Here is a 20,436-nt window from a genome sequence, read left to right on the forward strand (position 1 = left end):
TCTCATGCCTAAAATGAAATCGCACCGCGGTGCTTCTAAGCGTTTCAAACGTACTGCTTCTGGCAAATTGAAACGTGGTCGTGCTTACACAAGCCACTTATTCGGTAACAAATCAACTAAAGCGAAACGTAAATTACGTAAAGCTAGCATGGTATCATCGGGTGACTTCAAACGCATCCGTCACATGATCGCGAAGTAATTTATTCAATCGTACACAGATTTAGGAGGGAATTTATATGCCACGCGTAAAAGGCGGATATACGACTCGTCAACGTCGTAAAAAACAACTCAAATTAGCTAAGGGCTATTACGGCTCGAAACATACACTCTTCAAGGTAGCGAAACAGCAAGTCATGAAATCTCTCATGTATGCTTACCGTGACCGTCGTCAAAAGAAACGTGACTTCCGTCGCCTCTGGATCACTCGGATCAATGCGGCTGCACGTATCAACGGTCTTTCTTATAGCCGCATGATGCATGGTCTCAAACTTGCAGGTATCGACATCAACCGTAAGATGCTTGCTGACCTCGCAGTTACAGATTCAGCTGCATTTGCTTCACTTGCTGACTCAGCAAAAGCAAAATTGAACGCTTAAGTTCTACAATTCGTCGGGGAATTTAATTCTCCGGCGTTTTTTTTTGAGGAATGCTAAAATAGGTGATAGGCAGAAGTTTATGTCTACGTTTTATTTTTTTGGATAGAAGGAGAATTAAGATGGACTGGTTGACACTTTTTGAGATGCAGGAACAGTTAGATAAACGAATCCAGTCAGAACATAATTTGACCGGGAATCAGTTTGATGAGCGGTTGCTTGCCCTATTAGTAGAGTTAGGCGAACTGGCGAATGAAACACGTTGCTTTAAATTCTGGTCGACAAAGGGACCATCAGCACAAGTTACGATTCTTGAGGAATATGTCGATGGCGTCCATTTCCTCCTATCGCTCGGTCTAGCTCTTGATTATAAGAAAGATCGATTCGTTGAAGGGGATTATTACTTGACTGCGACAGACGCGTTTTTAGATGTTTACAATAAAACAAATGTGTTCGCGATTTCAAGAACAGAACAAAGTTACGATGTTTTAATTGGTGCATACCTAGCATTAGGTGCTACACTTGGTTTTACACAAGAAATGATTTTCAAGGCTTATGTTTCAAAAAACGAGGCGAATCATGTTCGCCAAGACAACGGTTACTGAGGAGGAAATCAGATGAATGAACAATTACATATGTTGAAGCGTCTAACGGATGCAACAGGAGTACCCGGGAACGAGAAAGAAGTACGCCAGCTCATGCGGGAGTATCTAGAACCTCACGCTGAAGCATTCCATCAAGATGGGTTAGGTAGCTTATTCGCGGAACACAAAGGGGCAGAAGATGATGCGCCTCGTATTTTAATTGCCGGTCACATGGATGAAGTTGGATTCATGGTAACGAAGATCGATGAAAAAGGGTTTCTTCGCTTCCAACCACTCGGTGGTTGGTGGGGACAAGTGCTTCTGGCACAGCGTATGAACATTGTGACATCATCTGGAGAAGTCATTCCAGGCGTAATCGGTGCGAAACCACCTCATGTTTTACCACCGGAAGCGCGCAATAAACCAGTCGATATTAAAGAAATGTTTATTGATATCGGTGCTACTTCAAAAGAAGAAGTCGAAGGTTGGGGAATCCGACCAGGAGATACGGTCGTTCCACATTGCGAATTTACTGTGATGAAAAATGAGAATTTCTTGATGGCAAAAGCTTGGGACAATCGGATTGGCTGCGCGATTGCGATTGAAGCCATCAAACGTTTAAAAGAAGAAGGACATCCGAACACGATTTTTGCAGGAGCAACGGTGCAAGAAGAAGTTGGGCTTCGTGGCGCGCAAACGGCTGCGAACTTGATTCATCCATCGATTGCATTTGCTGTTGACACAGGAATCCCTGGTGATACACCAGGAATGACGGATCGCGAAGCATTGTCAAAACTTGGAGAAGGTGTACAAGTCATCATGTTTGATGCGACGATGATCGCACACCGTGGATTAATCGATTTCGTCACAGGTGTCGCAAAAGAAGAAAACATTAAATATCAATTGGACCTAACACCGGGTGGTGGGACGGATGCTGCGAAATTCCATTTATCGAACACAGGAGTTCCTTCGCTCGCATTGACAGTACCAATTCGTTACTTGCATACGAACGTTTCCATTATGCATAAAGCAGATTTCGAAGCAGCAGTCGATTTAATCGTTGCCGTTACGAAACGTTTAGATACGCAAGCAGTCCAAGCGATTTACGAGGGGTAAACCATGAAACATATTTCTTCTACGAAGAATGAGATCGTCAAACAATGGAAAAAGCTTTTAACAAAAAAAGGACGTCTTCAGACAAAACGTTTCCTCATTGAAGGAGAGCATCTCGTTGAAGAGGCTGTTCGTGCTGGAATCATCAAAGAATTGATTGTCCGTGAGGATGTTCAAGTTCCGGGTTCTTGGAAGAAAAATGCGGCTGACTTAATCACAATTGACGAATCAGTTGCCAAAGTCTTGTCAGAAACAGAAACGACACAAGGGATTTTCGCAGTTTGTGAGATGAAAGAGCAAACAGAGCGCTTAGAGCGTGGCCGTTACCTATTACTCGATCGTCTGCAAGACCCGGGTAATGTCGGAACGATGATTCGGACAGCCGATGCGGCTGGATTCGATGGTGTCATCATTGGTCACGGGACAGTTGATGTCTATAACAGCAAAGTCCTCCGCGCAACACAAGGTTCGATTTTCCACTTGCCGGTCATCATGATGTCGCTTGATGAAGCGATTCAAGACTTGCATGAATTGGGAGTGTTCGTTCTTGGAACGGCACTACGCAATGCCAATCCGTATACAGAAGTCGAAAATCTTGGTGCAATCGGACTCATCATCGGGAATGAAGCACAAGGTGTATCACCGGAATTGCTCGACCAATGTGATGGACGTGCTTACATTCCGATTCGCGGAAAAGCGGAATCACTCAATGCAGCCGTTGCAGCAGGAATTTTACTGTATCATTTTGCTCCGGTCGATTGAATCACTGAAGCGTTCATGCTAAAGTGAGTTACAGTAGAACATTTAATTAGACGTTGATGGAACAGAGTAGGTTAGAGAACGATTCGATTAGGGAGAAGAAGCCTTAGACTGCAAGCTTCTTTACGAATCCGCTAGCTGAATTCACTCCGGAGTCGCACGAGAGATCGTGACGGGAAGCGCCCGTTATCGCGCTACTTGAGGACTTGATGGATTCAAGTCGAACAAGGGTGGTACCACGATTTAATTAAATCGTCCCTTCGGCATTTGCTGAAGGGGCGTTTTTTATTTGAAAAAAAGGAGTGACGAGCATGCGGGAACAATTAGAGGCACTTCGCGACGAAGCGTTACAACTCGTGAATCAAGCCAGTACACAAAAAGAATTAAATGATGTCCGTGTCAAATATCTCGGAAAAAAAGGTCCGATCACAGAAGTATTACGTGGAATGGGAAAATTATCAGCAGAAGAACGTCCGGTCGTCGGTGAAATCGCAAATGCGGTTCGTGGTGTCATCCAAACAGAACTCGAGCAACGTTTAGTAGACGTCAAGCAACAAGAAATGGACGCAAAACTAGCGCTTGAAGCGATTGACGTGACACTTCCGGGTCGACCGAAAAAAGTCGGACAAGCGCATTTGCTTCAACAAGTCACGGACGAGATCGAGGACATCTTTGTTGGACTCGGTTATACGATTGCAGAAGGACCTGAAGTCGAACAAGATTTGTTCAACTTCGAAATGTTGAATCTGCCGAAAGATCATCCGGCACGTGATATGCAAGATTCATTTTATATCACGGATGAAATTCTGATGCGGACCCATACGTCACCTGTCCAAGCGCGGACGATGCTCGCTTCGAAAGGTGAACCGATTCGGATTCTTTGCCCAGGGAAAGTCTATCGTCGCGATGAAGACGATGCGACGCACTCACACCAATTCATGCAAGTGGAAGGACTCGTCGTTGGAGAGTCGATTTCAATGGCAGACTTAAAAGGCACGCTCGAAGCATTCGTGAAGCAAATGTTTGGGGAGGCACGTGAAATCCGGTTACGCCCTAGCTTCTTCCCGTTCACAGAACCATCCGTCGAAGTCGACGTCTCGTGTTTTAAATGTGGTGGAAAAGGGTGCAATATCTGTAAACAAACAGGCTGGATTGAAATTTTAGGTGCCGGTATGGTTCATCCGCACGTCCTTGAGATGGCAGAATATGATAGTACGAAAATGTCTGGATTTGCCTTCGGGATGGGGATTGAGCGAATCGCCATGTTGAAATATGGGGTCGATGATATTCGCCACTTCTATACGAATGACGTTCGCTTCAGCGAACAGTTTTAAGGGGGAAAACAGATGTTAGTCTCAAAACAATGGTTACAGCAGTTCGTTGACGTCAGTCAGAAAACCGGTGAGGAACTGGCGGACTTAATTACGAAGAGTGGGATCGAAGTCGAGGGTGTCGAAGTCCGTGACGCCGATTTGAACAATATCGTCGTCGGTCATGTATTAACAAAAGAAAAGCATCCGGAAGCGGATAAGCTAAACATCACGACGGTTGATATCGGACAAGAAGAACCGGTCCAAATCGTGTGTGGTGCACCAAACATTGAAGCAGGACAAGATGTCATCGTTGCCCGTGTCGGAGCACGCCTTCCGGGCATTAAAATTAAGCGAGCTAAACTGCGTGGAGTCGTTTCTGAAGGCATGATTTGTTCACTTGAAGAACTTGGCTTTGAGAAAAAGTATATTCGTGAAGATGAGCAAGCTGGCATTCATACATTCCGTGAGCCGGTCACACCAGGGCAAGACGTCTTAGAACTACTTGGTCTGCATGACGAAGTATTAGAACTCGGTTTGACACCGAACCGTTCTGATTGCTTGAGCATGTACGGTGTGGCGCATGAAGTAGCAGGTATCTTAAATACGACGGCTGTTTTCCCGGCAATCGACGTGACGGAAGATGAAGAAAAAACGAAACTTGCTGTCACACTTGAGTCGGAGGAATGTCCGTTTTATGCGGCGCGTGAAATCCAACATGTCGTCATCGGTGAGTCGCCACTTTGGCTCAAAAACCGCTTGATTGCGAACGGGATTCGTCCAATCAACAATGTCGTCGACGTGACGAACTTCGTCTTACTTGAAACAGGACAACCGCTTCATTCATTCGATGCTGAAAAACTGGGGCAGCAAATCGTCGTTCGTCAAGCGAAAACGGGAGAGTCCTTCCAAACACTTGACGAAGTCGAACGGACACTCGATCCTTCGATGCTCGTCATCACAGATGGCGAAAAGCCCGTCGCACTTGCAGGTGTCATGGGTGGTGCAAATACAGAAGTCGACGCAACAACGACGTCAATCATCCTCGAATCGGCTTATTTCGCACCGACATCTGTCCGGAAGACGAGTCGTGTCCTTGGACTACGTTCGGACTCCAGTTCACGTTTTGAAAAAGGGGTCGACCCACGTCGTGTCTTGTTAGCACTCGACCGGGCAGCCGCATTGATTGCTGAACTTGCTGGTGGAACAGTCCTTGCTGGAACGGTCCAAGCAGGTACACTTCAACTCGATGATCACTTAATCGAAGCGAGTGTCTCGTATATCAATCATCGTCTCGGAATGGAAATCGAAGGTACGGTCATGAAAGAGTTATTAGAACGCCTTGGACTCGAAGTTGAGTTATCAGGAGATGCACTAACGGTCAGTGTACCGACACGTCGCCAAGACTTGATGATTCCGGCTGATATCGCGGAAGAAGTCGCACGACTCTATGGGTATGATGCATTGACATCGAGCTTACCGCAAGAAGCGAGCCGCGGTTTCTTGCCGAAACGGAATCAACATCGCCGTCAAATCCGTCGTCTCTTACAAGGTGCCGGTTTATCGCAAGCCATCACGTACTCACTGACGAGTGAACAACGTGCGATGCAATTCAATGAACAAACAGATCTCCATCCCGTTAAGTTGGCGATGCCGATCAGCGAAGCACGTTCGACACTTCGGACATCATTGATTCCAGGGTTACTCGAAGTCGCGCAACACAATGTCGCACGTCAACATGCCGACCTCGCTTACTACGAACTGGGGAGCGTTTACCTCCAGCGTGATGCGTCACTTGAGACGTTGCCGATCGAACAAGAACTGGTCGCCGGAGTCGCTGTCGGACTAGCGGAACAACACCGTGCGCATGGCACAATGGTCAAAACGGATTTCTTCGTTGTCAAGGGAATCGTCGAAACGTTAGCAGAGGCATTCAATGTCAAGTTGACATACGAAGCGGCGGTCATCGATTCGATGCATCCAGGTCGGACGGCACGTGTACTGATGGACGGTGAAGCGATTGGGTTCGTCGGACAAGTGCATCCAGCACTCTCGAAAGAGCAGTATGGCTTAAAAGAAGTCTACGTCTTTGAACTCGATGCCATGAAACTTCACTCGAAAGAGCCGGTCGTCTATCAAGAGATGTCCCGTTTCCCATCGATGACGCGCGACATCGCGATTGTCCTCAATCAATCGGTCACAGCAAGCGAAGTGGAGCAAGTGATCATGCAAGCAGCAGGTCCGCTTTTACAACATGTCACATTATTTGATGTCTACACGGGCGATAACGTCGGTGAAAACAAAAAATCATTCGCCTTCTCGCTCCGTTATCAAAATAAGGAACGGACTTTGGTCGATGAAGAAGTCACAGCAGCACACGAACATGTCGTATCGGCTTTAACAAAAGCGTTCGACGCAGAACTTCGTGCGTAACCGGTCAATCGAATCACATGAGTTAAAACGAGGATGACGTCACTGTCATTCTCGTTTTTTTTGCGTTTCGGCCGTTTCTTCGTTCAAGATACAGTCGAACTACAGCTAGACTACAGATACGTTGCATAAGATGAGCTTAGAAGATTAAAGGAGGAACACGAAAAATGAATTTTTTGAAGCGGGCAGGAAAAAGTATTGTAGCGCGAAAGGGAAAGACGATGATCATGTTGATTATTTTGACGGTAATCGGATCACTCGTACTGTCAGGATTCGCGATTCAGAATGCTGCTAAATCGGCGGGAGAAGAGGCGAGAAAAGAGTTAGGGGCGACAGTGACACTACAAGTCGATCGACAAAAGCAAATGCAGGAACGACAAGCGTCAGGTGAACGTGGACGACCAGAAGAAGTAGCGATTGATACGACGGATGTTGAAGCAATCGAACAACTAGATGAAGTCAAGTCCGTCAACTACCTGGCACAAACGACAGCGACATCAAGTGATCTCACACCGATTGAGAGTGAATCAACGAACTCAGGTGGTGGGCGAGGGGGAGAGATGCCTGAAGGGATGACGATGCCAGATTTCTCTTTAAATGGTGTGACGAACATGGAACTACTTGATACATACACGAACGGTACATTGAAAATCGTGGATGGAGAAGCATTGACTACCGATGCTAAAGAAAAAAGTGTTGTCATCGATGAAAACTTAGCGACTGAAAATGATCTCAAAGTCGGGGATACGTTTAAGCTGACATCGACAACGACCGAAAATTCCGTAACAGTGACGATCATTGGGTTATCGGCATCGACGGAAGCGACATCCGATGCGAATTTCCGAGCGGCAGGCTTCATGGACCCGATGAACCAGATGTACATTGCAAATGATACACTCGCGAGCTTCTCGACTGAAGAAGGAACGGTCAGTGTATCGAGTGTCGTCTACGCGCTAGAAGATCCATCTGAAATCAATACGTTCAAAAAAGAAGCGATGGCGGTCTCACCACTCGACTGGGATACGTTCACACTGGATGCGAATGATGCTGCTTATCAAAAAATGGTTGGACCGATTGAACAAGTCGCGTCCTTCTCAAAATCTGTCGTCTATCTTGTTAGTATCGCAGGTGGTTTGATTTTAGCGCTGTTGATTTTATTATCCGTCCGGGAACGTCGAAAAGAAATGGGTATTTTACTGGCGATGGGTGAAAAACGCTCGAAATTAATGGGGCAATTACTAATTGAAACGTTTGCGATTGCGGCAATTGCTTTCCTTGTCACGTATGCGACAGGTGGCATGACATCACAATTCATGACAGATCAGCTTTTGAACCGCGAGGTGACGGAAACGGCTAGTTCGGTCGCAACGCAGACTGGTTTTGGCGGTCCGGGTGGACGCGGCGGACAACAAGTGTTAGATAGCATTCCACAAATTACAGAGATGACAACGAAGATTGATTGGACGACGTTACTTCAAGTCATCGAAATTGGAAGTCTAATCGTCTTTTTATCTGTCTTGTTACCTTCACTTGCCTTACTACGGATGAATCCAAAAGAAATTCTATTACGGGAGGATTAATACTATGACGACTTTAGAAATGACGAACGTCACCTATGCCTATACATCAGGAAGCAAGCAACAACGGATCTTGAACGATGTCTCGATGCAGTTCGAGGCCGGACGGTTTTATGCAATTCTCGGTGAATCAGGTTCCGGGAAAACGACGGCTCTCAGTCTGTTGAGTGGACTTGATTCACCGACAGAAGGACAGATTACGTATCAAGGTCGCGATATTCGAAAAATCGGATTGACGACGTATCGTTCACGACATGCTGCGACCGTTTTTCAATCGTTTAATTTATTGACGTATATGAACGCATTGGATAACGTGATTGTCGCACTCGAATTGAGTGGACAACGCATAAAAGGAAAAAAGAAACATGCCCAAAATCTCCTTGAACAGGTCGGAATCGACGAAGCCCATGCGACAAAAAATGTACTGCAGTTGAGTGGAGGTCAACAGCAACGTGTCGCCATCGCACGTGCCCTTGCGACGGAAGCCCCAATCATTCTTGCGGATGAGCCGACGGGAGCGCTCGATGAAAAAACTGCGACGGACATCATTCGGCTATTTCAAGAACTTGCTCACCGTTCTAACCGTTGCATCATCGCGGTGACGCACTCTGCGGAAGTCGCCCGCGCTGCCGATCATATCATTGAATTGAAGAAACAGCGTTTTATAGAGAAGAAACGTGTTACAGAAGGCGAGGTCGTTCCTGCACGTTGATCCGAAAAAGCTCTCGCGTCTTTAGACGGGAGAGTTTTCCTTGAGCGCTTTAAGAAGCAATATTTTGTTTAGTTGAAAGCAACGTTGATCGACGGAAATAACCGTATAAGAGTCCACTACTGACGACGATGAGGCTACACATCAAAAACATGTTCGAGTAACCCACTTTCGCGGCGATGCCTGACAAAAGAAAAGCACCGATTCCGAACCCGCTATCGTAAGCGAGAAAGAATGTCGAAATCGCCTTGCCTTTTTGTGCGGGAGCCGCATAGGTCAACATGACGGTTTGTAACCCTGGGAAAATCGAAGCGGAACCAATTCCGATGATGAGGGCGGCGGACAATAATCCGGGAAGTGTCGGGAACAGTCCGAGTACTAAAAAACCGACGGCGTATAAAACATACGATGGCACCAATACAGAGGCTGGTCCGCGTCGATCAAACCGCTTACCGGCAAAAGGACGAATGGCAACCATGCCGAGTGCAGCAAGGCCATAAAAGTAAGAGGCATAAGTGACATGGTCCATCGCATCTGCATACAGCGAAATGAACGCGGATGTACTTGAAATCGCAATACCAGCAAGAACAGTTGCAAGAAGCAAGACAGGACTTGATAAGAATAACGACTGCCGTAAACGAAATGGTGCGGAACTTGTAACGTGACTACTCGTTAATGGTAAACGCCAGATGAAACTAAACGAACAAATCGCAAGCAGGGCAATCGTTACGAAGTACCAGACGAGCGCATCGTGTGCAATCAACGTCAATCCGATGACCGGCCCGAGAACGGAAGCAAGGTTCATCGAGAGGACGAAATAGCCCATTCCTTCCCCTTGACGAGGTGTTGGAATCAGCGTGGTTACGCTTAGGCTTAGTGAAGAAGAAATCATTCCGAAACTAAACCCGTGTAAGACACGAATGATCAATAACAGACTGAATGATTCGAGCGGTAAGACGATGAGATATAAGCAACTGACAATCATGAAAAATGTAGCGGACAACAGTAACATTCGTTTGAGCTCATAACGATCGAGCCAATGTCCGATTAAAGGACGTGAACAAACCGTTGCTAAAATGAATGCCGTTACGACCCAACCGAGCGAACTTTGAGAAACATTGAACTGTTGTGCGGCCAGTAAAGGTAAGGAAGCATTCAGTAAATAAAAGGTGATGAACAACAGTAGATTGACGACGAGTGTCGTTACATAGTGACGGTGGAATAAACGATTCAAGAAGATTCCTCCTGTTCGACAGGACGGTGGGTCGCCAGCAGACGGGTCATCAAAATCTCTAAAGAATGTTGTTCTTCTTTTGATAGTTCACCTAGGAACAAGCGATGTGCTGCCTGGACTGCTTCATCGATACCATTGAAAGCAGCTCTTGCCTGTGGTGTCAATTCAACAAGGCGTTGTCGTCCGACGGATTTCCGAGAGATGAAGCCTAGTTCTTCTAAGCGAACGACCGTTTTCGTGACAGCTGGTTTTTCGATGATTAAGTATTTCGAGAGGGTGATTTGCGACACCGGTTCAAGTAAGGAGACTGCTTTTAACAATGCCCATTGACCAGTGTGCAAAGAATGTTGGGCAAGGACGGCGTCGATATCTCGTTTGACGAGCCGTGCCACTTTTGAAAGTTGACCAAGAATATCTTCTTGTTGGGATGACATTAAAAAACCTCCTTTAAGTTAACTAGTTAACTTAAAGGAGTATAACGAATGAAGTTAGTGTTTGGCAAGGAGGAAATCTTAAACGATTGATTTGAACCGTGCTGCAAATTGAACCTGATTGGGACTTCCTTGAAGAGTAGCATCGATGTCTAGTCGTTCCATGATTTGATGAACGAGATAAAGTCCGAGCCCGCTGCCACCATGCATACGATTTCGGGATTGCTCAGAGCGTTCGAGAGGATTAAACCAGGCAGCGGTCTCACTCGAATCTTGGGTCGTTGGGAAATTTGTAATGCGCAACGTCAACTCGTCTCCTTGTTCGAACTCGATATGAATCGTTCCATTAACAGCGGTATAGGAAATCGCATTCATCAAGAGATTATGGAGTGCCCGTTCAAGTAACTGGGCATCGGTTTGAACAGTCAACTCGTTTTCTATGAGGACGATGTCGAGGTTGCGATCGACAATTAACTGATCGAACTGTTGCAATTGATGCTTGATTAATGTGAGTGGGTTAATTGGTGTGAGTTGAAGATTCATTTGCTCAACACGAGCGACTTCTAACAATTCGGCAATGAGTCGCTCCATATCTTCAATGACGTGCCCCGCCCGAGCTAGATAATGATCCCGGTCACGATAGGCACCGAGGTTTAACAGCATTCCTTCAATTTGACCTTTCACAATGGTGACGGGTGTTTTGAGTTCATGTGAGATGGCGAGGAATAATTGACGACGTTCCGCATCGCGCTTACGGTCTTTTTCGGACTCGAACCGCAATTGTTCGTTGGATGTTTGAAGCGACTCCATCGTGACTTCAAGTTTAGTCGCCAATTGGTTAATGTTTCGTGACAAATCACCCAGTTCATCGGCAGAAGTATGATGGGTTCGGACGGAAAAATTCAAGTTCGCCAGTTCTTTTGTTGCTTGATTAATTGTTAAGAGTGGGCGTGAGATGATGCGCGAATACAGATAGGCGGCAAGACCTGCTAGCAGAAGCAAGGGTAAGACGATATAGGGCGCTAATTTTAAAATAACGCTTTTCACTTCATCGATTGGCTGAATCATCTGATCGACATCTAAAATGACAGTTTGGTCTACTAATTGAAGCGGAATTGAATCTTGAATTATTCCAGCAGGAGAAGTATTGGCAGTTCGTCGAACCGGTCCACGTCCAAAACCAGGTGCGTATAACAATTGATCTTCTTCCGTCCATAAGGAAAAACGAATCCCTTTTGCCGTTAACTGATCGAGCAGCGGAAGGAGATTTTCGCTCGAGAGATGCGTGCTCTCTTCTTGAAGAGAAGCCATCGTCGCGTGAAATTGCTCTTCCCGATAACTTTGATAATAAGAAGGTAATGTCGCATATAAAAAACCAATCGTCGAAAGAACTGCCACAATCAACAAACTCATCGTCAGGAAAAAAAGTTTTCCCGTGATGCGTGGACGTTTAATTAGTCGCTTCAAGTTTATAGCCGACCCCTTTCACGGTTTGAATGTAAGGTAAATCAATTTTTTTACGTAAATTTTTAATATGTGTATCTAAAAAACGTGTATCTCCTAATGCATCGAATCCCCAAAGTTGTTGAATCAACTGTTCGCGCTCTAAGACTCGTCCAGGATTTTCAAGTAATAAATGAAGGATTTGAAATTCCTTGAGGGTCAACGTCGTTTGAATTCCTGAAATTAAAACGTTATAGCTTGACGGAAATAGGGTAATCTCTCGAAAAGAGAGTTGTTCTTCAGAGTTCGTTTGGATTCGTCTGATGATCGCTTCAATTCTTCGTAGTAAAATCCGAAGTGAGAAGGGTTTGGCGATGTAATCATCGATTCCAAGGTCAAATCCCTTCACTTGATTTTCCTCATCCTGCAAGGCTGTCAAAAAAATAATTGGTGTTTGTGATTGCTTTCGAATGTTGCGTGCGACTTCAAAACCATCAAAATAGGGCATCATGATATCTAAAATGATTAAATCGAATGAATCGGACTGATATAACTTTAATGCCTCCATCCCATTTGTGGCACAGGAAACGTTATATCCACTTGATTCAAGTAATTCCGTAAGCAGTTCACGAATATCGAATTCATCTTCTGCTATTAATATATGTGTCATAGTTTTCACCTCAACTTTAGTTGTAGCATACTTACCTGAAGTTTAACTGAAGATTACTGGAAGACTGTTTAGAAAATGCTAGAATGGATCAAAATCAAATTCGGATTTTGAACATAGAAGGGAAGCGAACACCATGAATCATCAACACAAATTACTGTCAGACTTGCTTTCGCCTTTCCAGTTAACGACTGAAGAAAACCCAGTGATTACAAGCATTGAAACGGACTCACGCAAAGTGAAGCCGGGGAGCCTGTTCATCTGCATTCGTGGTTATACGGTAGATGGGCATCAATATGTACAAGAAGCAAAAGATAACGGAGCGGTTGCGATTCTTGCTGAAAAACAAGTCGGGGTAGTAGGGATTCCAACGATTCTCTTACCGGATACGAAACAAGCAGCAGGAAAGATTGCTGATTTTTTTTATGACCATCCGAGTCAAAAGATGAGAGTCTACGGTATTACTGGAACAAATGGGAAAACGACGACGACGCAACTTTCTTACGACTTGTTTCGAGCTGCCGGAAGACGAACGGGAATGATCAGTACGGTAGGTGCTCTGATTGATGGGCAACGTTTTGAGACACCAAATACGACACCGGAAGCTGTCATCTTACATCGTTTATTACACGAAATGGTCAACAATGGCGTAACGGACTGCATGCTCGAAGTATCGTCACATGCGTTAGTTGAGGGACGTGTAGAAGGTGTATCCTTCCACGCAGCGGCGTTCACGAACCTTTCACATGACCACTTGGATTATCATCAATCGATGGAAGAGTATGCGGAAGCGAAAGGCATGTTGTTTCAACAAGTAGCGAGGAATGACGGGAAGGGACTCGTCTTAAATGAGGAAGACGCGGCGAGTCACGTCATGGAGCGGGCCGGGGCAAATGTTCCTGTCACGTGGTATTCGACAAAGATAGAATCGGAAGCATCAATTGTAGTCGAATGGCGAGAGGAATCGGTAAATGTTCGAATTGACGGAACGACTACTGAAGTCCCGATCGCGCTACTCGGAAACTTTAATGCGGCCAATTTAGCAGCCGCGATCGGATTGATGAAAACAGGCGAGGTCAACATGTATGAATTAATTCGACATATCCCGTCGCTTCGTTTACCCAAAGGGCGACTCGAGCGGCTATCGTTTGAAGGAACGGAAATTTATATCGATTATGCGCACACTCCAGACGGGTTAAGAAAATGTTTGGAAGCGCTATCCGTTTCGAATGAGGCATTATACGTCGTATTAAGTGCAGCGGGTGAACGTGACCGGACGAAACGTCAGGAAATGGGACGAATTGCAGCACAATATTGTGCAGGAATTATAGTCACGGTTCACGATACGAGACGAGAAGATCCAAGACAAATTATTGATGAACTGAGCGTGGATATTTCGTCTGATAAAATCATTTCTTGTCACGTAGATCGAAAAAATGCCTTGCTCGCGGCAGCTGAAATTGCGCTCGAAGGAAAACGCGTTGTAATTGTCGGAAAAGGACACGAAGAAATCGAGCGAATCGGGACTGAAGGTGTCCCGTTCAATGAAACGAAAATTCTTCTCGCGGAGTTAGGGCGTTTGAAAGGAAAAGAGTCAGCCATTTAAAAACCGACCACTCCTTAGGATGATGGTCGGTTTCGTTTTTCAGCTAATTGTGTCGCTTTTTTTGTATTAGCAAAATGAAATTTTGTCCAGTTCTTTAATTGATCTGGACCGTGTTTCAATAAAAGTGATGCAGCGACTTGATCGACCTTTGCACCTGCACCTTTCGGAATTTCTGTACCCGCTTGTTGACTGAGTACATCCATCTCTTTCAAAAAGATCGCGCGGGCGAGGATGGATGCTGCTGCGACAGCGACATGAAGTCCTTCTGCTTTCGTCGAAAAATAAACGTTCTCTTTGACTTGGTTTACTTCACCAGACAAGTGTTTATAATAGGTCGCTTTTTCTGCGAACTGATCGATTAGAATCGCTTTTGGAGTGGCTTCGAGCTTTTCGAGCAGACCACCTAGCGCTGAATTGTGTAGAAGTGCCGTCATCTTTCCTTGTGTCATCGTACGCTGCATCCGATTGTAGTCTGGATTATGAAGGATTCGGAATTCGTACGGAATGACGGCATGAAGGTCGCGGGCAATCTTTCGGATTTCGATGTCCGAGACATTTTTGGAATCACGCACACCAAGTTCTTGGACGAGCTCGATTTGTTGTGCATCTACATAGGCGGCAACGACGACGAGCGGACCAAAGAAGTCTCCTTTCCCGACTTCATCACTACCGATGACTGACCAAGTCGAGAAGTCTCTCGGAAGCAGTCCACTCGCAGTAGAAGGGGCTTTCTTTAAGAGCGGGGCTCCGTAACGGGCAGAAATCGCCTCAGCTTCTGTGCCTTGGAACATTACTTTTCCTGAATTATAGATGGTTACGACACAGGTTTTCGTGCGTGCAGCAAAGCGGGCATATGGTGGCGATGTGATACGAGAAGCTTGAAAATCAGAAATAACGACTTCTTGTTTATCCTTTGGTAATTTTAAAACGACGGTTCCCATAAATAGATCATCCTTTCAGACAACAAGCATACCATCCTCTAGACCGATGGTGGACTTCTTTTCCTATTTCAAAAATGATGGTACTATATGAAAGAAGCAAAGTATGAGGAGGACAGAATAATGGCTGATTCAGAAGGGCTGAACCGGACGACGATTCATATCGCAGGTAATGATTATACGATTGTCGGGACGGAGTCGCCAGAACACGTACGTGAAGTGGGTCTCCTCGTCGATACAAAAATTCGGGAAATTCGAGACCAAGCACCACAACTCGACGTTCGTCAAATTGCCGTTTTAGCGGCTCTCAATATTGGTAGTGATTACGTAAAAATCAAAAAGAATTTGGGTGAACTTTAAACTATGATTACCTTTGTTATTTTATTATTTCTCGCATTAGGAACGATGACAGGTGTCCGTCGAGGCGTTGTTTTGCAAGCAGGACATTTACTGAGTCTGTTGATCTCGTTCATCGTGGCACTCTCGTTTTATGATGAGTTAGCTGCAAAATTTAAATTATGGGTTCCATATCCATCAACACTCGACGATGCTGGAATTGATTTAACGATGTTTTCAATTCCGAGCTCAATTGGGTTAGATGAAGTATTTTATAAAGCATTTTGGTTCATCGTTCTGTTTTTCGGGACAAAAATCATTTTATCAATGATTTTATCGATGTTTGATTCCTTGACGAACATTCCAGTGTTAAAACAAGTGAAAGGTTTACTCGGCGGTATATTTGGATTCATCGAGATGTATATTTTCGTGTTCTTGATTCTATTTTTGGCAGCCTTTGCGCCAGTCCAATCGATTCAAGATGCCATTGCGAATTCGAGCTTGGCGACATTCATGATTCAACATACACCGTTATTAGCGGAATGGCTCATGACGAAAGTCGGTTTGATAAAATAACGCGCTCCCGTTAACTGGGGGCTTTTTTTGAGGGGAGAATTGACGATGCGAACGACTCAAGATGCGATTCGACATTTAGAACGGATTTCCGTTTATCTCGAAGTAAAAGGTGAAAACCCATTTAAAATCAATGCCTTTCGTAAGGCGGCAAGTATATTAGAAGCGGCAGAACACGATTTCATGGACATTGAAGATTTCACAGCGATGAAAGGGATTGGCAAAGGAACAGCGGCGGTCCTTGAAGAATTCCGGACGACAGGCACGAGTACGGCACTCTCGGAACTGGAACAAGAAGTGCCAGAAGGTCTGATTGCGCTACTGAAGATTCCAGGTCTCGGAGGTAAGAAACTCGCAAAATTACATGATGTCGGTGTCATCGATGCAGATTCCTTTGCCGAAAAACTGGAGGATGGTACAGTCGAAGCGATGCCGGGATTCGGGAAAAAGACAGTCGAAAAATACGTGAAGGCACTCGAAACCTTTGAAACACGACCGGAACGATTACCGTACGGTGTCATGCGAAAAATCGTAAGTGAACTCGAACAGACACTAACGGCATTTGAAGGAATCATCCGATTCGCAGTTGGCGGAAGTTTCCGTCGCGCGGAAGAGACGTGCAAGGATCTTGATTTTATTTTGTCGACAGATCAAGCAGAAGTCGTCAAAGGACAATTACTCGAGCTTGAGCAAATCGATGAAATCATCGCGGCAGGTGAGACGAAAGTATCGGTCGTCTTAAAACGCGATACGAACTATATCGCAGTCGACTTCCGCTTAGTCGACGACGCAGCATTCGCCTCGACGTTACATCACTTCACAGGGTCGAAAGATCATAATGTTCGGATGCGGCAACTCGCAAAAGAACGTGGTGAGAGTATTTCGGAATACGGTGTCGAGACGAAAGACGGTTTGTTCCAACCACAAACAGAGGATGAATTATTCGCGCGGTATGACTTGCCGTTCATCCCACCAGAGTTACGTAGCGGGCGCCACGAGTTTGAACAAGATTTGACGCGACTGATTACGGAAAAAGATATCCAAGCGGATGTCCATATGCATACGACGTGGTCGGACGGAACCTTATCAGTCGAAGAACTCGTCGATGCTTGTGCTGCGCGCGGTTACTCGTGGATGGCCATCACGGATCACAGCCAATACATGAAGTTCGTCAACGGATTGACGATAGATCGCTTACGCAAACAACGTGTTGAGATTGAAGCCGCGCGTAAGAAACATCCCGACATGACAATCTTATGTGGTGTCGAGATGGATATCTTGCCGGATGGATCACTTGATTATGAGGATGAGTTCTTGCAGGAAATGGACTACGTCATCGCCTCGATTCATTCGAAGTTTGATCAGACGGAAACTGAAATCATGCAACGGTTAGAAAATGCTTGTCGTAATCCTTATGTCTCACTCATTGCCCATCCGACAGGACGAATCATCGGTCGGCGCGAAGGTTATGCCGTCAATGTTGATCGCCTGATTGAACTGGCGGCAGAGACAGGGACAGCGCTTGAACTGAATGCGAACCCGGCACGTTTTGATTTAACGGCGGCTTCGCTCGCGAAAGCAAAGGCAGCGGGTGTTAAAATCATGATTAATACGGACACACACCGTCCAGAAATGTTAGAAGACATGAAACTTGGAGTCCTCCATGCACGTAAAGCATACTTGGAACCAACAGATGTCATCAATACGTGGACGGCGCAGGAGGCGCGTGCCTTCTTTGATCGAAAACGTTTAGGAGTGGATTAAATGAATGCTAACGCATTACGCGTCTTAGAATATGATAAATTGAAAGACTTACTCATCAAACAAACGGCTAGCTCGCTCGGAGCACAGTTCGTCAAAAATATGCAACCGTCAGAAGATTATGAACAAGTCAAAGCACTCTTAGCCGTGACGACGGAAGCGACGACGGTCTATCGTCTACGCGACCGTTATCCGTTCGGCGGTTTAACGGATGTGCGTAGTGAAGTCAAACGGTCTGAGATTGGTTCAATCCTCTCGACGAGTGAATTGTTGGCTGTAGCAGACGTCGTTTACTCCGGACGCCAAGTGAAAGCTTTTCAAGAACGGCTGCACGAGGACAATCCCGACTTACGATTGCCGGCACTCGACAGCCGAATCGAGCAAATTACAAAGCTCGTCGAAATCGAACAAGGGATTCGTCATGCGATTGATGACCAAGGCGTCGTCCAAGACTCTGCGAGTGACAAACTACGGTCGTTAAGAAGTCAGCTGCGCTCACTCGAAGGACAAGTCCGTTCGAAAATCGACGGTGTCTTACGCAGTAAATCGAAGATGTTGTCGGATGCCATCGTCACGATGCGAAACGACCGTTATTGTGTCCCGGTCAAACAAGAATACCGTCAAGCATTTGGCGGGATTGTCCACGATCAATCAGCGTCTGGTGCAACACTGTTCATCGAACCACAAGCCGTCGTTGCCGCAAATAACGAAATCCAAGAAGCGCGTCTCAAAGAACGTGCCGAAATCGAACGCATTTTAGCCCAGTTATCGGCACTTGTCGGTGCCGTCGGAGATTCATTACGGATTAATCTCGATGTGTTGGCAGAACTCGATTTCATCATGGCGAAAGCGTTGTATGGTCATCAAATCCGTGCCGTCGAGCCACGCTTGAATGAAGAACGGCGAATCGTCTTAAAAGAAGCGCGCCATCCGTTCATTGCGGATGAAGATGTCGTCCCGATCACCGTTTCCTTAGGTGGCGAATTTACATCACTCGTCATCACTGGACCAAACACCGGTGGGAAAACCGTCACGTTGAAGACGATTGGTCTTCTGCAACTGATGGTCCAGTCCGGATTATACGTGCCGGCAGCCGACGAAACGGAACTGAGTGTCTTTGATGCGATTTATGCAGATATCGGTGACGAACAATCGATTGAACAAAATCTCTCGACGTTTAGTTCACACATGACGAACATCGTCTCGATGATGGAGAAGATTGACTTCATGAGCCTCGTCCTATTTGATGAGCTCGGAGCAGGAACTGATCCGACGGAAGGGGCGGCACTCGCGATTGCGATTCTCGATGAAGTCAAGTGTCGCGGAGCACGTGTCGCCGCGACGACTCACTATTCGGAACTGAAAGCTTATGGTTATAATCGTGAAGGTGTCGTCAATGCCTCGATGGAATTTGATGTCGAATCACTCAGCCCGACCTATCGTTTACTGATTGGTGTCCCGGGTCGCTCGAATGCCTTTGAAATTTCGAAACGACTTGGCTTATCGGACATGGTGATTGAGGCAGCGCGTGGTCAAGTCGGAAGCGATGCTCAGTCTGTCGAAACGATGATTGGTCGACTCGAGGAAGCGAAACAACGTGCCGAATCACTCGAGCAAGAACTACAACAAGAAAAAGAGCGACTGACATTAGAGCGCGAACAGTTCGAACAGGAACAAGCTGAAATTTTTGAGGAGAAAAATGAAATTTTAGCGAAAGCAGAAGAAAAAGCGACACGAGCCGTCGAACGCGCTCAAAAAGAGGCGGAGGCTATTATCAAACGCCTGAAAGAACTCCGTGATGCAGGTGCCGTCAAGGAACATGAATTGATTGAAGCCCGCAAGCAGCTCGAACAAGCAAAACCGACCTTACAAGATCAGCGGATTGCGAAAGTAAAAGCGAAACATGATAAAACGCCGACGTTTGCTAAAGGTGAAGAAGTCAAAGTGACGACCTTCAATCAAAAAGGCTACATCATCAATCAAAACTCAAACGGCGACTACACGGTTCAAGTCGGTATCATGAAAGTCAACGTCAAGCCCGGTGATCTCGCTAAAATCGGAGCAGCCAAACCAACCCAGAAGACAACGAAACGGTCAGGAAGTTCAAGTATCACAAAACAATCGTCTCCGTCAGCCGAACTCGATTTACGCGGTGTACGGGTAGAAGAAGGTCTATCGAAACTGGAACGTTTCATGGATCAGGCGTTATTGTCGAACTATGATCATATCCGTGTCATTCATGGACTCGGGACGGGTGCGATGCGTCAAGGTGTGCAGGAATACTTGCGTGGCAATCGTCACGTGAAGACGTCTCGACTCGGTGGTCAAGGTGAAGGTGGACATGGCGTGACAATCATCGAATTGAAATGAGG

General features: G+C 45.9%; 19 protein-coding genes and 1 other annotated feature. Of the genes, 14 read left to right on the top strand and 5 right to left on the bottom strand.

Annotation, left to right across the window (positions count from 1 at the left end):
* Positions 1-4: 4 nt before the first annotated feature.
* The 9 genes from rpmI (at position 5) to KNP98_RS02230 (ending at position 9,078) form a co-directional block, all read left to right on the top strand.
* The gene (rpmI, locus tag KNP98_RS02190; RefSeq protein WP_012371058.1) at positions 5-199 is read left to right on the top strand and encodes a 50S ribosomal protein L35; all 195 of its coding nucleotides are present in this window, start codon (positions 5-7) and stop codon (positions 197-199) included.
* Between the two features lie 37 nt (positions 200-236).
* The gene (rplT, locus tag KNP98_RS02195; protein WP_088837591.1) at positions 237-596 is read left to right on the top strand and encodes a 50S ribosomal protein L20; all 360 of its coding nucleotides are present in this window, start codon (positions 237-239) and stop codon (positions 594-596) included.
* Positions 597-715: 119 nt separating this feature from the next.
* A complete protein-coding gene (locus tag KNP98_RS02200) occupies positions 716-1,198 on the top strand; it encodes a dUTP diphosphatase (RefSeq protein ID WP_214766554.1) in 483 nt (160 codons plus the stop codon).
* A gap of 12 nt (positions 1,199-1,210) precedes the next feature.
* Positions 1,211-2,293 (top strand): M42 family metallopeptidase, encoded by a 1,083-nt coding sequence (locus KNP98_RS02205; RefSeq protein WP_088837589.1) that lies wholly within the window; start codon positions 1,211-1,213, stop codon positions 2,291-2,293.
* A 3-nt stretch (positions 2,294-2,296) separates the two neighbouring features.
* The gene (locus tag KNP98_RS02210) at positions 2,297-3,052 is read left to right on the top strand and encodes a TrmH family RNA methyltransferase (RefSeq protein ID WP_214766552.1); all 756 of its coding nucleotides are present in this window, start codon (positions 2,297-2,299) and stop codon (positions 3,050-3,052) included.
* A 44-nt stretch (positions 3,053-3,096) separates the two neighbouring features.
* Positions 3,097-3,312: a binding site (T-box leader), on the top strand.
* Positions 3,313-3,360: 48 nt separating this feature from the next.
* Positions 3,361-4,383: a phenylalanine--tRNA ligase subunit alpha gene (pheS, locus tag KNP98_RS02215; protein WP_029331121.1), complete on the top strand. Its 1,023-nt coding sequence runs from the start codon at positions 3,361-3,363 to the stop codon at positions 4,381-4,383.
* A 12-nt stretch (positions 4,384-4,395) separates the two neighbouring features.
* Positions 4,396-6,792 carry a phenylalanine--tRNA ligase subunit beta gene (pheT, locus tag KNP98_RS02220; RefSeq protein WP_214810623.1) on the top strand — a complete coding sequence of 799 codons (2,397 nt, stop codon included), beginning with the start codon at positions 4,396-4,398 and terminating at the stop codon, positions 6,790-6,792.
* A gap of 164 nt (positions 6,793-6,956) precedes the next feature.
* On the top strand, positions 6,957-8,369 hold the full coding sequence (locus tag KNP98_RS02225) for an ABC transporter permease (RefSeq protein WP_214810624.1): 1,413 nt from the start codon (positions 6,957-6,959) through the stop codon (positions 8,367-8,369).
* A 4-nt stretch (positions 8,370-8,373) separates the two neighbouring features.
* Positions 8,374-9,078, top strand: coding sequence for an ABC transporter ATP-binding protein (locus tag KNP98_RS02230; protein WP_088837586.1), 705 nt, complete (start codon positions 8,374-8,376; stop codon positions 9,076-9,078).
* 49 nt (positions 9,079-9,127) lie between these two features.
* Here KNP98_RS02230 and KNP98_RS02235 read toward each other — a convergent pair whose 3' ends face one another.
* The 4 genes from KNP98_RS02235 to KNP98_RS02250 form a co-directional block, all read right to left on the bottom strand.
* Positions 9,128-10,309: an MFS transporter gene (locus KNP98_RS02235; RefSeq protein ID WP_088837585.1), complete on the bottom strand. Its 1,182-nt coding sequence runs from the start codon at positions 10,307-10,309 to the stop codon at positions 9,128-9,130.
* The gene (locus KNP98_RS02240; protein WP_214766546.1) at positions 10,306-10,743 is read right to left on the bottom strand and encodes a MarR family winged helix-turn-helix transcriptional regulator; all 438 of its coding nucleotides are present in this window, start codon (positions 10,741-10,743) and stop codon (positions 10,306-10,308) included. The genes KNP98_RS02235 and KNP98_RS02240 overlap by 4 nt, the downstream gene beginning before the upstream one ends.
* Before the next feature lie 78 nt (positions 10,744-10,821).
* The gene (locus KNP98_RS02245) at positions 10,822-12,207 is read right to left on the bottom strand and encodes a sensor histidine kinase (RefSeq protein WP_214766544.1); all 1,386 of its coding nucleotides are present in this window, start codon (positions 12,205-12,207) and stop codon (positions 10,822-10,824) included.
* On the bottom strand, positions 12,191-12,853 hold the full coding sequence (locus KNP98_RS02250; protein WP_088837582.1) for a response regulator transcription factor: 663 nt from the start codon (positions 12,851-12,853) through the stop codon (positions 12,191-12,193). The genes KNP98_RS02245 and KNP98_RS02250 overlap by 17 nt, the downstream gene beginning before the upstream one ends.
* A gap of 133 nt (positions 12,854-12,986) precedes the next feature.
* On the opposite strand from KNP98_RS02250, the gene KNP98_RS02255 reads away from it, so the two are divergent.
* On the top strand, positions 12,987-14,456 hold the full coding sequence (locus tag KNP98_RS02255; RefSeq protein ID WP_088837581.1) for a UDP-N-acetylmuramoyl-L-alanyl-D-glutamate--2,6-diaminopimelate ligase: 1,470 nt from the start codon (positions 12,987-12,989) through the stop codon (positions 14,454-14,456).
* Between the two features lie 14 nt (positions 14,457-14,470).
* On the opposite strand, the gene rnhC is transcribed toward KNP98_RS02255, so the two are convergent.
* Positions 14,471-15,397: a ribonuclease HIII gene (rnhC, locus tag KNP98_RS02260; RefSeq protein WP_088837580.1), complete on the bottom strand. Its 927-nt coding sequence runs from the start codon at positions 15,395-15,397 to the stop codon at positions 14,471-14,473.
* A gap of 120 nt (positions 15,398-15,517) precedes the next feature.
* Here rnhC and zapA point away from each other — a divergent pair, with 120 nt between their 5' ends.
* Genes zapA through KNP98_RS02280 form a run of 4 tightly spaced genes read left to right on the top strand, consistent with a single transcriptional unit; the run spans position 15,518 to position 20,434 of the window.
* Entirely contained in the window at positions 15,518-15,754 is a 237-nt protein-coding gene (gene zapA / locus KNP98_RS02265) for a cell division protein ZapA (RefSeq protein WP_012371043.1), read from the top strand.
* Positions 15,755-15,757: 3 nt separating this feature from the next.
* Complete coding sequence (locus KNP98_RS02270) at positions 15,758-16,306, top strand: CvpA family protein (RefSeq protein ID WP_088837579.1); 549 nt, start codon at positions 15,758-15,760, stop codon at positions 16,304-16,306.
* A gap of 45 nt (positions 16,307-16,351) precedes the next feature.
* Positions 16,352-18,067: a DNA polymerase/3'-5' exonuclease PolX gene (gene polX / locus KNP98_RS02275; protein ID WP_088837578.1), complete on the top strand. Its 1,716-nt coding sequence runs from the start codon at positions 16,352-16,354 to the stop codon at positions 18,065-18,067.
* Entirely contained in the window at positions 18,068-20,434 is a 2,367-nt protein-coding gene (locus KNP98_RS02280; RefSeq protein WP_214810625.1) for an endonuclease MutS2, read from the top strand.
* Positions 20,435-20,436: the final 2 nt, after the last annotated feature.

It is taken from the genome of Exiguobacterium sp. s127 (genome assembly GCF_018618695.1).
Lineage (GTDB): Bacteria > Bacillota > Bacilli > Exiguobacteriales > Exiguobacteriaceae > Exiguobacterium_A > Exiguobacterium_A oxidotolerans.

Bases quoted from the DNA above. Each gene is read 5' to 3' on its own strand.
- rpmI (WP_012371058.1), top strand. From the start codon at position 5: ATGCCTAAAATGAAATCGCACCGCGGTGCTTCTAAGCGTTTCAAACGT.
- rplT (WP_088837591.1), top strand. From the start codon at position 237: ATGCCACGCGTAAAAGGCGGATATACGACTCGTCAACGTCGTAAAAAA.
- KNP98_RS02200 (WP_214766554.1), top strand. From the start codon at position 716: ATGGACTGGTTGACACTTTTTGAGATGCAGGAACAGTTAGATAAACGA.
- KNP98_RS02205 (WP_088837589.1), top strand. From the start codon at position 1,211: ATGAATGAACAATTACATATGTTGAAGCGTCTAACGGATGCAACAGGA.
- KNP98_RS02210 (WP_214766552.1), top strand. From the start codon at position 2,297: ATGAAACATATTTCTTCTACGAAGAATGAGATCGTCAAACAATGGAAA.
- pheS (WP_029331121.1), top strand. From the start codon at position 3,361: ATGCGGGAACAATTAGAGGCACTTCGCGACGAAGCGTTACAACTCGTG.
- pheT (WP_214810623.1), top strand. From the start codon at position 4,396: ATGTTAGTCTCAAAACAATGGTTACAGCAGTTCGTTGACGTCAGTCAG.
- KNP98_RS02225 (WP_214810624.1), top strand. From the start codon at position 6,957: ATGAATTTTTTGAAGCGGGCAGGAAAAAGTATTGTAGCGCGAAAGGGA.
- KNP98_RS02230 (WP_088837586.1), top strand. From the start codon at position 8,374: ATGACGACTTTAGAAATGACGAACGTCACCTATGCCTATACATCAGGA.
- KNP98_RS02240 (WP_214766546.1), bottom strand. From the start codon at position 10,743: ATGTCATCCCAACAAGAAGATATTCTTGGTCAACTTTCAAAAGTGGCA.
- KNP98_RS02250 (WP_088837582.1), bottom strand. From the start codon at position 12,853: ATGACACATATATTAATAGCAGAAGATGAATTCGATATTCGTGAACTG.
- KNP98_RS02255 (WP_088837581.1), top strand. From the start codon at position 12,987: ATGAATCATCAACACAAATTACTGTCAGACTTGCTTTCGCCTTTCCAG.
- rnhC (WP_088837580.1), bottom strand. From the start codon at position 15,397: ATGGGAACCGTCGTTTTAAAATTACCAAAGGATAAACAAGAAGTCGTT.
- zapA (WP_012371043.1), top strand. From the start codon at position 15,518: ATGGCTGATTCAGAAGGGCTGAACCGGACGACGATTCATATCGCAGGT.
- KNP98_RS02270 (WP_088837579.1), top strand. From the start codon at position 15,758: ATGATTACCTTTGTTATTTTATTATTTCTCGCATTAGGAACGATGACA.
- polX (WP_088837578.1), top strand. From the start codon at position 16,352: ATGCGAACGACTCAAGATGCGATTCGACATTTAGAACGGATTTCCGTT.
- KNP98_RS02280 (WP_214810625.1), top strand. From the start codon at position 18,068: ATGAATGCTAACGCATTACGCGTCTTAGAATATGATAAATTGAAAGAC.